At 70.5% G+C, this 14,169-nt stretch carries 13 protein-coding genes; 3 read left to right on the forward strand and 10 right to left on the reverse strand.

All coding sequences use genetic code 11. From position 1 onward, the window contains the following. Positions 1–64: 64 nt before the first annotated feature. Positions 65–1,264, reverse strand: coding sequence for a DUF418 domain-containing protein (locus tag C7C45_RS23430; protein ID WP_110565855.1), 1,200 nt, complete (start codon positions 1,262–1,264; stop codon positions 65–67). 108 nt (positions 1,265–1,372) lie between these two features. Between C7C45_RS23430 and C7C45_RS23435 the strand changes: the two genes are divergently transcribed. Next, a complete protein-coding gene (locus C7C45_RS23435; RefSeq protein WP_110565856.1) occupies positions 1,373–2,137 on the forward strand; it encodes a TetR/AcrR family transcriptional regulator in 765 nt (254 codons plus the stop codon). Between the two features lie 111 nt (positions 2,138–2,248). On the opposite strand, the gene C7C45_RS23440 is transcribed toward C7C45_RS23435, so the two are convergent. The 9 genes from C7C45_RS23440 to C7C45_RS23480 form a co-directional block, all read right to left on the reverse strand. Then, a complete protein-coding gene (locus C7C45_RS23440; RefSeq protein WP_110565857.1) occupies positions 2,249–3,658 on the reverse strand; it encodes an FAD-binding oxidoreductase in 1,410 nt (469 codons plus the stop codon). A gap of 286 nt (positions 3,659–3,944) precedes the next feature. Next, positions 3,945–5,015: an LLM class flavin-dependent oxidoreductase gene (locus tag C7C45_RS23445; RefSeq protein ID WP_110565858.1), complete on the reverse strand. Its 1,071-nt coding sequence runs from the start codon at positions 5,013–5,015 to the stop codon at positions 3,945–3,947. Positions 5,016–5,086: 71 nt separating this feature from the next. After that, entirely contained in the window at positions 5,087–5,638 is a 552-nt protein-coding gene (locus tag C7C45_RS23450) for an NAD(P)H-dependent oxidoreductase (RefSeq protein WP_244200523.1), read from the reverse strand. Next, the gene (locus C7C45_RS23455; RefSeq protein WP_110565859.1) at positions 5,635–6,699 is read right to left on the reverse strand and encodes an aldo/keto reductase; all 1,065 of its coding nucleotides are present in this window, start codon (positions 6,697–6,699) and stop codon (positions 5,635–5,637) included. Before C7C45_RS23455 ends, C7C45_RS23450 begins: the two co-directional genes overlap by 4 nt. A 19-nt stretch (positions 6,700–6,718) precedes the next feature. Next, positions 6,719–8,050, reverse strand: coding sequence for an LLM class flavin-dependent oxidoreductase (locus C7C45_RS23460; RefSeq protein ID WP_110565860.1), 1,332 nt, complete (start codon positions 8,048–8,050; stop codon positions 6,719–6,721). A 1-nt stretch (position 8,051) separates the two neighbouring features. Beyond that, positions 8,052–8,789 carry an ABC transporter ATP-binding protein gene (locus tag C7C45_RS23465; protein WP_110565861.1) on the reverse strand — a complete coding sequence of 246 codons (738 nt, stop codon included), beginning with the start codon at positions 8,787–8,789 and terminating at the stop codon, positions 8,052–8,054. Continuing rightward, positions 8,765–9,601, reverse strand: a complete 837-nt coding sequence (locus C7C45_RS23470; RefSeq protein ID WP_208641270.1) for an ABC transporter permease — start codon at positions 9,599–9,601, stop codon at positions 8,765–8,767. The genes C7C45_RS23465 and C7C45_RS23470 overlap by 25 nt, the downstream gene beginning before the upstream one ends. Then, on the reverse strand, positions 9,598–10,662 hold the full coding sequence (locus C7C45_RS23475; RefSeq protein ID WP_110565862.1) for an ABC transporter substrate-binding protein: 1,065 nt from the start codon (positions 10,660–10,662) through the stop codon (positions 9,598–9,600). Before C7C45_RS23475 ends, C7C45_RS23470 begins: the two co-directional genes overlap by 4 nt. After that, on the reverse strand, positions 10,663–11,172 hold the full coding sequence (locus C7C45_RS23480; RefSeq protein WP_110565863.1) for a flavin reductase family protein: 510 nt from the start codon (positions 11,170–11,172) through the stop codon (positions 10,663–10,665). 418 nt (positions 11,173–11,590) lie between these two features. Here C7C45_RS23480 and C7C45_RS23485 point away from each other — a divergent pair, with 418 nt between their 5' ends. Beyond that, entirely contained in the window at positions 11,591–12,946 is a 1,356-nt protein-coding gene (locus C7C45_RS23485) for a glycoside hydrolase family 6 protein (protein ID WP_110565864.1), read from the forward strand. 277 nt (positions 12,947–13,223) lie between these two features. Next, positions 13,224–13,940, forward strand: a complete 717-nt coding sequence (locus tag C7C45_RS23490; protein ID WP_110565865.1) for a COG1361 family protein — start codon at positions 13,224–13,226, stop codon at positions 13,938–13,940. The last annotated feature ends 229 nt before the right edge of the window (positions 13,941–14,169 follow it).

Below are 14,169 nucleotides of genomic sequence, written 5' to 3' on the forward strand. Positions count from 1 at the left end.
AGGTGACCGACGGTCACCGCAGGCTGCCGGCTGCCCGGGCCAGGGTTAGGACTGTCTTACTCGTCTAGGTTCGACGCCCGTAGGTCAGCCGACGAAGGACGATCTCGGCCGGCCCGGCCTGCCCGCGCTTGTCGAGCAGGCTGGCGATCAGCACGGTTGCCAGCCAGGTGCTGACCGCGATGAGGACACCGGTCACCGTGGGGCTGCCGAGGCGCTGGCCCAGGGCGAGCGTGAAGGGGGCCAGGAGGAGAAGCCACGCCACCGACTGGAACAGGTATCCGGACAGGGAACGTCGGCCCAGAGCGCTGAGCGCACCGACGATGGGACCGGGCCGGGTTGCCCGCAGGGCGAGCAGGCCGAAGAGCGCCGCGTAGCCCGGACCGGCGAACATGCCGCTGACACCGTGCAGCATGAGGATCAGGCTGGCGGTCGGCTTGTCGACGTGCAGCCATCCGGCGCTCAACAGGGCGGCCGGCAGACCTCCGGCGACGGCGATGCCGAGCCCCAGGGTGGCGGTCCACCTGAGCAGAGTCCGATGCCGGGCCAGTTCCTCCAGGACGCGGCGGCGGGCGGCCCACATGCCCAGCCAGGCGATGACGATGAAGGGCACGACGGTCAGCGTGTGCATCGGCCATTCGCCGAGACGATCCGCGACGGAGGCGAGGTAGTCGGACGCGGCGAGGGAGTCGACGTGGCCCGCCGGTAGTGGCGCTGATCCGTCTGAACCAGCGATGGCGCTCGCCACGATGGCGCCGAGGATCAGGAACTCGGCCGCCATCAGCGCCCAGAGCACCAGGACGATCCGGTGCAGCTTGTCACCGCGGCGCAGCAGCACGACGGCCATCACGACTCCGACGATGCCGTAGGCGCCGAGGAAGTCGCCGTAGTAAAGCAGTGCGGCATGTGCGAACCCGAAGGCGACGAGCCACAGGTTGCGGCGCAACAGCACCGCGCGGACCTGCCGGGGCGTGGCGCCGGCGGCGTCCTGGCGCCGGGCGAGCTGCACCAGTCCGTAGCCGAACATCACGGCGAAGACCGGGTAGCCGCGTGCGTGGACGAGCTCGAAGAGCAGGAAGTTGAGGCCGCGGTCGATGCCTGCCGGTGTGGCATCCAGACCGGGCTCGCCGGCGAAGACGACCCCGGCGACGTTGGCCAGGGCGATGATCAGCAGCATCGCTCCCCGGGTCAGATCCGGCGCGAGGGCGCGTTCGGCGCGTAGGACCGGCCCTCTCGATGTCCGCCGTGGTGCCGTGTCAACGCTCATGGTCGTCCTCCCCGAAGCTCGCTTTAATATGTCTGAGAAAGTATCACAGGCAAACTAATGCTGTCTGTCATGATGGTGACTGTTTCCCGGTAGGCGAACGAGGGGGCCATGACCAGCGAGGACTTCATTCCGGCTCGGCTGCGCAGGCTGTGGGGCAGGTCGGAGACCTCACGTCTCGGGCGGCCGGCGGGCCTCGACGTCAACCGCGTGGTCACCGCGTCCGTGGAGGTCGCCGACCGCGACGGGCTCGGCGGGGTGACCCTTCCCAAGGTCGCCAAGAACCTCGGCGTCACCGGAATGTCGCTCTACCGGTACGTCGGATCCAAGGACGAACTGCTCGAACTGATGGCCGACGCCGCCCTGGGTGTGCCGCCGAACATCCCCACCGACGACTGGCGTCACGGGCTGCGCGGCTGGGCCTTCGCGCATCGCGCGGTGCTCCAACGTCGCCCCTGGCTGACGCGCGTGCCCACCTCCGGGCCGCCGTCGGGGCCGAACCAGATCGCCTGGATGGAGACCGGGCTGGCGGTCCTGTCCGGCACCCACCTCGACTGGGCGCACAAGATCGGAGTCCTGCAGCTGATCAGCGGCTACGTCACGCAGTCGGTGCGGCAGTACAGCGACCTCGCCGAGGGTAGGGCCGAAGGCCAGGGGCAGGCCGACGCCGAGCGCGACTACGGCCGCGCGCTGGCACGGCTCGTCGAGCCCGAGCGGTTCCCCGAGACTGCCCGGCTGTTCTCCTCGACGCTGTTCGAGGCGCCGCCGTCGGACACTCCCGATGCGGCGATCGCCGACGCGGACTTCACGCTCGGGCTGGACCTGATCCTCGACGGCGTCGCCGTCCGAGTGGGCCGGCCGGCCGAGCGGGCCTGAGTGATCGAGGTCGGGCCGCCGCGCGAGCCGAGCGCGGCCGATGCCGAGCAGCGGCCCGTCGGTGAGGTGCTGTTTCCCGACGTGCCCGCTGCCCGGCTCGGCCCTACCCGGTCAGGCCGGGGTGATGTTGTGGTTGACGCGGAAGGTGTTGGTCGGGTCGTAGCTGCGCTTGATCGCGGCCAGCCGCTCGTACGTCTCCGGCGGGTAGGCCGCCGCGACCCCTTCGGCGTTGGCGTCGCTGGCACCCATCAGGTTGATGAACCGCCTGCCGGTGCTCCACGGCTGGAGGGCCTGGATCAGGTGGGTCAGGTAATCCTGGAACGCCGCGGCCTGGTCGGGGCCACCGATCGCGACGGCGTAGAAGGTGAAGGCGGCGTCTCGCAGGTCGATCGCGTTCGTTGGCTCCGGTCGGCGGTCGAAGGCCCCACCGAGGTGCCGGATCTCCAGCACGGTCAGCGGGCTGCCCGTGCCCGGGCCGGCCTCGGCGATGATCGTGTCGACCAGTTCCGGGGTGAACTCCCGTAGCAGAGCCGAGCGGTCCACGAACGGGATCGGGGTCGGCGGGTCGGCATGGATCGAGCCGACCGCCGTGTACGGCATTTCGGTCACCGAGTCGATCAGGGTCGGGGCGACCGCGCGCAGTGGGGCGATCAGCCGCTCGCCCTCCTCCGCCGTGCCGAGGTAGGCGATCCGTACGTGCGCCACCAGCCGGCCGCGTAGTGGCTCGGGCACCTCGGGAACCGGTGGCAACTGCAGCAACGCAACCGACGAGGTCAGCTCGTCCGGCACGCCGGCGGTCCACCGTCCCCACGCCTTCAGCACCTCGGCCGCCTGCTCACCCGGGAAGAAGAGGCCGCCGCCGTAGATCTGGCTGACCGGGAAGAGGGCGAATTCCAGTGCGGTGACCACGCCGAAGTTGCCCTTGCCGCCCCGCAGCGCCCAGAACAGCTCCGGCTCGTTGGTCGCGGTCACCGTGCGCAGCTCGCCGTCCGCGGTGACGAGCTCGATCAGGTGGACGTGGTCGGCGGCGAAGCCGAAGGTGCGGCCGATCGGGCTCAACCCGCCGCCGAGCGTGTAGCTGACCGCGCCGACTGTCGGAGCCGCTCCGTTGAGCGGCGCCAGCCCGTGCTTGGCCGCCGCGTCGACGACCTGCTGCCACCGTACGCCGGCCTCGATCCGGGCGGTGCGTGCCTCGGCGTCGATGTCTACCGCGTCCATCCGCCGGGTGGTGATCAGGAGCGCGCCGGCCGAGGGGAGCGCGGAGTGACCGGTGGCGAGCACCGCGACCGGTAGGCCCTGCTCGGCGGCGAAGCGGACAGCGGCTTGCACGTCGGCGGCGTTGACGGCGCCGACCACGATCGCCGGTTGCTGCGGGATGGCGAGGTTGTACGACGCGCACTCGACGTCGTACCCCTCGTTACCGGGGAGTAGTACCGGTCCGACCGTTTGGGCGGCGAGCCGTGCTGCGACATCCTCCGTGATCGGAGCGCCGTTGTGGGTCGGATGGTGAATGGGGTGCATCGAGCTTTGCCTTCCGCAGGGACGTGTGACCGTATCCGGAGGCAATGGTGCGCCGATTAGTGTGGAAATTCGGGTTGTATGAGAGTTGTTTCACGCTGCCGGCAGCCGCATCGACCACATATCGAGACAGGGGGCGGCCGGTGGTGACGCCACTTTCGGCGACGACCTGGTCACCTGTCGACCGCCCTGACCATCCGATGGGGACCCCTGCGTTGACCAGCGATTTTCGATGAATCGATCGCATTCGCCCGGCGGTGGATATCTGCCAAAGGAAATGGTGGATCGATCAGGTTCCACCGCGCAGCAGCGGCAGAAGCTGCTCGCCCTGGCGCTGGATTTCCGGCAGGTAGGGCGTGTCGGAGAGCACGAAGTGGTTGATGCCGATGCCCTCGTATTTGCGCAGCGATCTCGCCACGTCCTCGGCCGAACCGACCAACCAGGTCGTGCCGGCCCCGCCGCCGCCGAACCTGCCGGGTGCGGTGTAGAGGTTGTCGTCGAGCACGTCTCCGCGTGCGGTGAGGTCGAGCAGCCGCCGCTGGCCGACGGCAGCCTGCCAGTGCGGGTTGCGTTCGATGCCGCCGGTACGGTGCGCCAGCTGGGCGACCTTCGCCTCGGCGTCGGCCCACGCCTGGTCGGTGGTGTCCCTGACCAGGGTGGTGACCCGTAACCCGAACTCCAACGGGGCATGCTCGCGCCCCAGCTTCTCGCTGAGTTGCCTCAGCCGCTCGATCCGCTCGGCCACGTCGTCGAGTGGCTCGCCCCAGAAGAGTTGGACGTCGGCCTCGGTGGCTGCCACCTCCTCGGCGGCGGCCGAGGCGCCGCCGAAGTACAGCGGCGGGTGTTTCCGCTCGCCGCGGACGACCGGTCGGGCCGCCAGGGTGGAGTCGGTGACGCTGAAGTGCTCGCCACGGTAGGTGACGGTGTCGTCGGTCCACAACCTGCGAACGATCTGGAGGAACTCTCTGGTCCGGGCGTAGCGGGCGGCCTGGTCGCCGTCGGTGTCGCCGTACGCCGCCAGGTTGTCCTTGCCGGACACGATGTTGACGAGCACCCGCCCCCCGCTGAGGTGGTCCAACGTCGCGGCGGCGGAGGCGAAGTTGGCCGGACGCCAGTAGCCGGGCCGGATCGCGATCAGCGGTTGGAATGTTGTCGTGCGGGCGGCCAGCGCGGTGGCGACAGTGAAGGTGTCGGGGCGTCCCCAGCCGGTGCCGATGAGCGCGCCGGACCACCCGTGCCGCTCCACCGCCTGGGCGTGACCGGTGAGGGTGTCGAGACTGTTGTGGTGCTGGACGACGTCGTCGCCGCGGTGACCAGGTTCGACCTGGTTGGGGATGTACCAGAGATACTCGGAACTCATCAGAGGCTCTTTCTGTTCGGTCGGGGGAGCCGGTGTGGTGGCGGCACCCGCCGGTCGCGGAGGCTGGCCGGTCATGCCCGTGCGGTCGGGTGGAACGCGAGAGCGTGGGCATGCTCGTCGGCCCAGTGCGCGGCGACCTCGTCCGTCCGCGCCAACTGCGACTCCCGCACGGCGAGCGGCGGGGCCGGGACCCGCGCGCCCAGTTCGACAAGGACGTCGCGCAGGGCCGCCGCCGCCGCGTCCGCGTGCGTCGGCGAGGCGGCCACGGCGACCGGTACGGCGGTGACGCCGGCCAACTGTCGATGGTCGAACTGGTCGAGGAAGACCTTCAGGAGCCCGGTGTAGCTGCCCTTGTAGGCCGGAGTCGCGACAACGAGCAGCCGAGCCGACCGCACCGTCTCGAACGGATCGGGACCGTCCGTGGCCCCGTACGCCGGTGCCGGCCCGAAGGACACCCCGACGATCTCCGCCAGCTCCAACACCTGGGCGCTGCCGGGCGGCTCGCCGGTCCGGCCGAGCAACGCCCTGGCCACGGCCTCGGCGACCGCGCGGGTACGCGATCCGGCGCGTGGGTTCCCGACCAGCACGACCACGTCGGCGTGCGCCAACCGTCCGCCGGTCACTGAACCACCTCGGCGAGGTGTGGTGACGGCGCACCTCGACGCCGGCCCGCCGGGTCGGCCAGCGACGGCGGCTGGTATCCGGCGTCGGCGGGGTTCAGCGTGGTGCCGGGCGCAACGATGGCGTCGATGCGGTCCAGCACGTCCCGGGACAGCGTCACCTTGGCGGCGCCGAGCTGTGACTCCAGGTGGGCCATCGTGCGCGGCCCGATGATCGCCGACGTGACGGCCGGGTGCTCCAGGACGAACGCGATGGCCAGGTGGATCAGCGACAGCCCGGCCTCGTCGGCGAGGGCGGCCAGCTTGTCGACGGCAGCGAGTTTGGCGGTGTTGGCGGGTCGCGTCGGGTCGAACCGGGCGGGGAGCCGGTCGGCCCGGCGGGAGATCGGGGCGTCGAGCCCGGCGTGGTAGCGCCCGGAGAGCCAACCTCCGGCCAGTGGGCTCCACGGGATCACCGCCAGCCCGTAGCGCTGCGCCACGGGCAGCACCTCGCGTTCGATCTCGCGGGCCAGGATCGAGTACGGCGGTTGCTCGCTGACCACCCGCTCCCGGCCGCGCCGCTGTGCGAGCCACTGGCCCTCCACGATGGCCGACGGCTCGAACGTGGAGGTGCCGATGTAGCGGATCTTGCCCTGACGCACCAGGTCGGTGAGCGCGCCCAGGGTCTCGTCGAAGTCGGTGTCCGGCTCCGGCCGGTGCGCCTGGTACAGGTCGATCCAGTCGGTGCCGAGCCGGCGCAGGCTGTTCTCCACCGCCCGGACGATCCAGCGGCGGGAGTTGCCCCGGTGCTGCGGGTTGTCGCCCACCTGGCCGTGGAACTTGGTGGCGAGGAAGACGTCGTCCCGACGCCCGCCGGCGAGGGCCTTGCCGACGATCTCCTCCGACTCGCCATGTGAGTAGACGTCGGCGGTGTCGATGGCGTTGATGCCGCTGTCAAGCGCCCGGTGGATGATCCGGATGCCGTCCTCGTGGTCGGGGTTGCCCCGTTGGCCGAAGTTCATCGCACCCAGCGTCAGCGAGCTGATCCGTACGCCGGTGCGCCCGAAGGGTCGTTGCTCGACCATGGTTCGTCCTCTCAGGTGGTCAGTGGGAAGCGGCGGCGAGCCGCCGCGCGGACTGGTTGACCGGGCGGGGCAGCCCGTAGTGGTCGCGCAGGGTGGTCCCGGTGTACTCGGTGCGGAAGAGACCCCGGCGTTGGAGGATCGGCACGACGTGGTCGACGAACGTCTCCAGCCCGGACGGCAGGACCGGTGGCATGATGTTGAAGCCGTCGGCGGCACCGCTGCGGTACCACTCCTCGATGGCGTCGGCGACCTGCTCCGGCGTACCGGCGAAGGTCCGGTGCCCGCGTCCGCCACCGAGCCGGCCGATGAGCTGGCGTACGGTCAGCCGTTCCCGCCGGGCCAGGGTGACGATCAGCGTGTACCTGCTCTTGGCGCCCTCGATCTCGTCCTCGCTGGGCAGGTCGGCGGGCAGTTCCCGGTCCAGGTCGAGGTCTTCCGGGGCGACCCGCAGCGTGGTGGCGAGCTGAGCCCGGGCGTACTCCGGTTTGATCAGCCGATCCAGCTCTTCCTCCAGCTTGCGGGCCTCCGCCTCGGTGGCGCCGACCGCCGGCACGATGCCGGGCAGGATCTTGACGCTGTCCGGGTCGCGGCCGAACTGCGCGGCACGCCGCTTGAGGTCGCGGTAGAACGCCTGCGCCTCGGCGAGCGTCTGCTGCGCGGTGAAGACGGCCTCGGCGTACCGGGCGGCCAACTCCTTGCCGTCGTCGGACGATCCGGCCTGCACCAGCAGCGGGTAGCCCTGCGGCGAGCGGGGGACGTTGAGTGGGCCGGCCACCCGGAAGTGCCGTCCGACGTGGCGGGGCGGGTAGATCAGGTCGTCGTCGCCCCACCGGCCGGCGTCCTTGTCGCCGAGTGGCGCTTCGTCGTCCCAGCTGTCCCAGAGCTTCAGCGAGACCTCCAGGAACTCGGCGGCTCGCTCGTACCGGTCCCGGTGGGCGGGCAACTCGTCCAGGTTGAAGTTCCGGGCCGCATCCACGCCGGCCGTGGTGACGATGTTCCAGCCGGCCCGGCCGCCGCTGACGTGGTCCAGCGACGCGAACCGGCGGGCCAGGTTGAACGGCTCGTTGTACGTCGTCGAGGCGGTCGCGATGAGCCCGATGTGATTGGTCGCGCCGGCCAGGGCGGTGAGCAGCACTGTCGGTTCGAGTGTGCCGGCCGGCCGTCGGCCGATGCTGTTCCAGAGGACCGGGCTGTCGGCGAGGAAGAGCGAGTCGAGCTTGCCCCGCTCGGCGATGCGGGCCAGGCGCGTGAAGTGCTCGACGTCGGTCTGCGCGAACGGGTCGCTCTCCGGCAGCCGCCAGGCCGCCTCGTGGTGGCCGACGCCCATCAGGAACGCGTTGAGGTGCAACATGTCATGCCTCCGTCGGGTCGACGCCGAGCGCGCGCAGCAGGGTTTCCCGGTACGCGAGGAATTGCGACTGCCGGTGTGAGCGCGGCGCCGGCAGGTCGATGGCGACGTCGACCGCGATGCGGCCGGCGTCGAGGAGCAGTACCCGGTCGGCCAGCGTGATCGCCTCGTCGACGTCGTGGGTGACGAGGAGGACTGTCGGCCGGTGCCGGGCGCACAGTTCACGCAGCAGGCCGTGCATGCGGAGTCGGGTCAGCGCGTCCAGCGCACCGAACGGCTCGTCGGCGAGCAGCAGTTCCGGCTCGGACACCAGCGCCCGGGCCAGCGCCACCCGTTGCTGCTCGCCGCCGGACAGCTCGTTCGGCCAGGCCCGTTCCCGGCCCGCCAGGCCGACCTCGGCGAGCGCCGCGAGGCCGCGCTGGGGGGCGTCCGGCCCGCGCAGGCCGAGGAGGACGTTGTCCAGCACGCGCTGCCAGGGCAGCAGCCGGGCGTCCTGGAAGACGACCGACGAGTTCTCCGGCACGTCGACCAGGCCGGAGCCCTGGACGTCGCCGTCCAGGCCGGCGAGCGCGCGCAGCAGGGTGCTCTTGCCCGAGCCACTGCGGCCCAGCAGCGCCACGAACTCGCCCGCGCCGATCTCCAGGTCGAAGCCGTCCAGAACGGCCCGTTCGCCGAAGCGGCGCAGCAACCCCTGGACACGGACGGTACGGGTGGCGGTCAGTCCGCCATGGTGCGTCGCCACGACAGCGCCCTCCTCTGTGCGAGCCGGACGGCGCCGTCGGACAGCAGCCCGAGCAGTCCGTACAGCACGAGTCCAACGATGATCACGTCGGTCTGGCCGTACTCGCGGGCCAGTTCCATCATGTAGCCGATGCCGCTCGTCGAGTTGATCTGCTCGACGACGACCAGGGACAGCCACGCCCCGACGACCGCGAACCGCATACCGAGCAGGAAGCCGGGCAGCGCGCCGGGCAGCACGATCCGGCGGATGAAGTCGGTCCGCCGCAGGCGCAGCGACTCGCCCAGTTCGACGTAGCGGGTGTCGATGGTGCGCAGCCCGTTGTGGGTGTGTATGTAGACGGGGACGAACACACCCAACGTGATGGTGATGACCTTCATCTGCTCGCCGATGCCGAACCAGAGGACGAGTAGCGGGATCAGGGCGAGGGCCGGGATGGCCCGCTTGATCTGGATCGGGCCGTCGAGGATGGCCTCACCCCACCGGCTCAGGCCCGCGAGCAGGGCCAGCACCGTGCCGATCACGGTGCCGATGACGAGACCCAGGCCGGCCCGTTGGGCCGAGATGGCCAGGTTGTCCTGCAGTCGGCCGTCGGCGATGAGGTCACCCGCCGTCGTCACCACGGTCCAGGGCGCCGACAGGGTACGCGGGTCGAGCCAACCGGCTGCCGAACCGGCCGCCCACACCGCCAGGAGCAGGAGCGGTCCAACCGCCCCTCCGAACGGGATGGGGCGGCCCGGCTTCAGTCGGCGTCGCGGCCGGCCGGCCGGGACGGTGGCGGCCGGCCGGGGCCGGGTCAGCGTCGTGGCGGTCACCTGGTGCCTCCCGCAGCCAGCGCGTCGGCGCCGACGGATTCGTACCGTCGGTCGTACAGGTCCTCGGCCTTGAGGGGCTTGTTGCCCGTCTCCTTGGCCAGCAGGTCTATGGTCTCCTGGTGCCGGCCGATGGCCTCGGTCCAGTCGGCCGGGATGTCGGCCACGCCGCCGTTCTCGACGAGCCACCGGCCGTCGTCGGCGGTCAGGCCCTGGTCCTTGACGTAGTACCGCTCGATCCACTCGTCGGGATTGGCCTCGCGCCACCGCCAGGCCCGTGCCCACGCCTGCACGTACTCGCGGATCGCCGCCGCCTTGGCCGGATCACCGAGGACGGTGACGGGGGCGTACAGGTGACCGGGGTCGTCCCGTAGTCCGTGGGCGATCGCGGTCGCGCCGTCCCGGCCGTACTTGCTCTCGTAGCGTTTGATCTGCACGCCTCCGATCGGCGCCACCTCGACCTGGCGGCTCGCGAGCGCCGTCGCGTAGACGTCGCCGGTGCTCGGCAGCTCGACCAGCTTGACGTCCTTCTTGGCCAGGCCGGCCTTCTTGAGTACCCGCAGCACCAGCGCCCCCTGTGCCTGCCCCGGGCTGTACGCGATCTTCTTCCCACGGAGGTCAGCGAGGGTGGCGACCGTGACGCCGGGTGCGATGCCGAGCCGGTAGATGGCGTGGTTGAGCGGGTCTTGGCGGTACTTCGAGGCGACGATCTTCGTGGGGATGTTCGTCCAGTGCGAGTGGATCGGCGGGATGTCCGCCACCGACCCGACGTCCAGCGCCTTCGCGCGGAATGCCTCCAGGGTCTGTGGGCCGCCGCTGATGTTCGCCCATTCCACGTCGAAGGTCAGCTTCTCCGCCTCTCCGGAGAACTCGATCGCCTTCTGGTGCTCCTTGTCCCCGATGACGAGCCTGGTGCCCTTCGGCACGGCCTGCGGCAGTGGTGCGGTGGCGGCCAGGGCCGCGGCGGGGGTCTCGTCGCCGGCGCAGGCGGTGAGGCCCAGCGTGACCGCGCCGAGGGTCGCGGACAGAAAGGCTCGGCGATCCAGGAGGGATGGTGACGTCACTTACGACTCCTTCGTGGCTGGTTGCAGGGCCGCGTAGCGCCCCATGTGGTAGAGCAGGGGTGCGCCGTCGCTGTGCCCACCGATCAGTGGCTCGGCGAGCACGATCGCGTGGTCACCGGCGGGCACCCGCTGGGTCACGCGACACAGGAGCCAGGCGACCGGCTCGTCCAGTAGCGGCACCCCGTGCCGCCCGTAGCGCCAGCGCGGGTGGGCGAACCGGTCGATGCCGCTGGTGGCGAAATTCCGCGCGACGTTCTCCTGGTCCGCGCCGAGCAGGTGCACCGCGACGTGCTCCGCACCGGCGATCGTCGGCCAACTCGATGACGATCGGGCCAGGCAGAACGACACCAGGGGCGGGCGCAGGGACACCGACGTGAGCGAGGTGACGGTGAACCCGACCGGCGGCTCACCCGCGGCGGTGACCACCGCGACCGAGGCGGCCTGCCGGCGCAGGAGAGCACGGAAGGTGTCCGGGTCGACCGGGGTCACGGGTTCGGCAATGACAGTCATGACGGTCCTCCTGGGTCGACAACGACGGGTACGCGCCGCCACGGGTAGGCATGGACGTGCGGCGGCGCGCGGATCCGATGATCGGTTCGAGGAGACGGCTGCCGGTCGTCGTCGAGCCGGCGGCGCCGCAGGTGGGAGAAGCGGGGGAACGCTCGCTCAGCGGCAACAGCCGCAGGCGGCGGTCCAGCCACGGCAGCATCCCCGCGACACCGCGATGGCGGTGCCCTGAAGCAGGGTGTGCTGGCTGGTCATGGATACGACGCTAACCCACAATTCCTATGTGTCAACTAGGTTTTCATGCGCTGGGACGGGTCCGATCGATGGCGGGGTCGTCGTCCCGGCCCGGAAGGTCCCGCTCGACCCGCTTGACTACGATAGAAATCTGTCGATGTCTTGCGGAGTTGAAGGAGGCACCACCATGCCCACGCCAGGTCGAGGACGCGTACCCGCCCGGGTCCGCCCGGTCCTCGCCGCCGTTGTGTCCGTCCTCGTCGTGGGGGTGCTCGCCAGCCCCGGGCCGGCCAGGGCCGCCGATCCGCCGCCCAGGCTGGACAACCCGTACGTCGACGCTCGGGTCTACGTCAATCCCGAGTGGGCCGAGCGCGCCGCCGCCGAGCCGGGCGGCGAGGCGGTCGCCGGCCAACCGACCGCCGTCTGGCTGGACCGGATCGCGAGGATCGAGGGGGAGGCTGGGGGGATGGGCCTGCGCGAGCATCTGGACGCCGCACTCGCGCAGCACGCCGACCTCATCCAGTTGACGCTCTACGACCTGCCCGCCCGCGACTGCGGTCGACGGGCACCGCCGGGTGAGCTGTCAATCGAGGATTCCGCACGGTACCGGGCGGAGTTCATCGATCCGATTGTCGAGATCCTCGCCGCTCCCCGCTACGCCGACCTGCGGATCGTCACCTTCGTCGAACCGAACTCGCTGCCCAACCTTGTGGTCAACACCGGCTCCCGGTACACCGCCACCCCGGCCTGCGACGAGGTGCAGGCACGCGGCACCTACCAGCAGGGGATCGGATACGCCCTGGCCCGGCTCGGCGCCATCCCCAACGTCTACGCGTACCTGGACATCAGTCACCACGCCGAAGTCGGCTGGCCGGAGGATTCCGGTCCGCTGACCGCGTTGCTGTTCCAGGCCGCGACCGCCGCCGGCAGCACGGTGACGAACGTACACGGCTTCGTCGCCAACACCGCCAACTACTCCGTGCTGCGCGAGGAGTACTTCCGCGCCGACGACGTCATCAACGGCCAGCCGGTGTACCAGTCCAGGTGGGTCGACTGGAACCCGTTCATCGACGAGGTGCCCTACGCGCAGCACCTGCGCGAACTGCTGGCGGGGGCGGGCTTCTCCCCGGAGGCGGGCGTCATCGTCGACACCTCCCGCAACGGCTGGGGCGGCCCGGCCCGACCCACCGGGCCGGTGACCGCGAGTGATGTGAACACGTACGTCGACGGCAGCCGGATCGATCGACGGGCCAGGGTCGGGAACTGGTGCAACCAAAAGGGCGCCGGCCTCGGCCAGCGGCCAGCCGTCGAACCGGAACCGGGCATCGACGCCTACGTGTGGGTCAAGCCGCCCGGCGAGTCCGACGGCGCGAGTGGCAGCCCGAACACCGGCCAACCGTACGAGCCGCTGTGCGACCCGTACTACCAGCCGCCCCGCGGTTCCTCGTATGGCACCGGGGCGATGCCGGACGCCCCGCCGTTCGGAGAGTGGTTCCCGGCGCACTTCCGTCAGTTGCTGGCCAACGCCTGGCCACCGGTCTGACGGTCGCCGAAGCGGGCCGGTGCGGGCGGCGCATGGCCGCCTGCACCCGTCGTGCCCGTCTCAGCTCGACCGCACCGGGGTCGCCCGGTTCAGCGCCGGCGGCCTAATTGATCAACATTGTGTGAACTGCCGTGGTGCTCGACCTGACCATGCATTGACGAGCTCTCGGGATGACCTGAGCCCGTACGACGCGCGAGCCAGGACAATCCTGGTAACGCTGCGACCGTCGCCAGTTACGATAAGTGCCTATTTTTCGTAGTTGATCCACCCTGGACAGGTGCTGACCTTGCCTCACATTTCGGGTGCCGTGCTGCCGGTGCTGTTGGCATTGACGCCGATCGTGCCGGCGTATGCCACTCCGCCGGAGCCGTCGGACTTCACGCTGACCGTCAGCCCCAGCCGGATGGTCGTACCGGCCGACGAGATCGGGCAGCCGCGGCAGTTCACCGTGACCAACGGCGGTCGGTCGGCGATCGACGTGTCCACACGAACGGCGAGCTTCGTGGTGGACTCCACCGGAGAGTTGACGTTCCGGTCGGACGCGGCACGCACGGCGATCGGCTGGGTCACGGTGGGCCCGGAGCATTTTCGGCTCGCTCCCGGCGCGGCCAAGCTGGTGGACCTCCGGATCGCGGTGCCGGCGAGCGCCGAGCCCGGCGAGCATCAGGTGGCGGTGATCTTCTCGACGCCACCGCCGGCCGGTGCCCGTGGGTTGAGCGTGCGCCGCAGCGTCGGGGCGCCGGTCTACGTCACGGTGCCGGGCGACGCGGTCGAAGCGGGTCGAGCGGGGAGCGCGCGGGCGACGGGTGTCGTCCTCCCGTTGCACCTCGTTGGCCCGACGGTGGGTGGCCTCGTACTCCTGCTCCTGCTCGGCTGGATGTTCCGGCGCCGCCGGGTCAGGCCCGCTGCGGTGCCGCCGGCGGCGTCCACGTTGGCCGGCGACGGGGACCATCAGGCGTCGTCGACGTCGGCCCCGGCCCATCGCGGCCGGTAAGCACCGCTCGGTCCGTCCTGATTGGTTCGGCCGCCCCCGCCGAGCGGTTCTCATGATTTGCGGCGGTTTGTCCTTTTTTTGCCAATTTCACACTGAATGCGCCTATTGGCTGTCATACCCTTACTGCGGCTTACGAAGGGTTGACGCATGCACATGGCGATGGTGAATGGCTTTACGGCGAGCCGGGGTCGGAGCGGTGCGGCCGCGACGAACGGTGTGCGTACCGCCG

This window comes from Micromonospora arborensis (assembly GCF_003205615.1).
GTDB lineage: Bacteria > Actinomycetota > Actinomycetes > Mycobacteriales > Micromonosporaceae > Micromonospora > Micromonospora arborensis.

Bases quoted from the DNA above. Each gene is read 5' to 3' on its own strand.
- C7C45_RS23460 (WP_110565860.1), bottom strand. From the start codon at position 8,050: ATGTTGCACCTCAACGCGTTCCTGATGGGCGTCGGCCACCACGAGGCG.
- C7C45_RS23480 (WP_110565863.1), bottom strand. From the start codon at position 11,172: ATGACTGTCATTGCCGAACCCGTGACCCCGGTCGACCCGGACACCTTC.
- C7C45_RS23440 (WP_110565857.1), bottom strand. From the start codon at position 3,658: ATGCACCCCATTCACCATCCGACCCACAACGGCGCTCCGATCACGGAG.
- C7C45_RS23455 (WP_110565859.1), bottom strand. From the start codon at position 6,699: ATGGTCGAGCAACGACCCTTCGGGCGCACCGGCGTACGGATCAGCTCG.
- C7C45_RS23435 (WP_110565856.1), top strand. From the start codon at position 1,373: ATGACCAGCGAGGACTTCATTCCGGCTCGGCTGCGCAGGCTGTGGGGC.
- C7C45_RS23485 (WP_110565864.1), top strand. From the start codon at position 11,591: ATGCCCACGCCAGGTCGAGGACGCGTACCCGCCCGGGTCCGCCCGGTC.
- C7C45_RS23445 (WP_110565858.1), bottom strand. From the start codon at position 5,015: ATGAGTTCCGAGTATCTCTGGTACATCCCCAACCAGGTCGAACCTGGT.
- C7C45_RS23430 (WP_110565855.1), bottom strand. From the start codon at position 1,264: ATGAGCGTTGACACGGCACCACGGCGGACATCGAGAGGGCCGGTCCTA.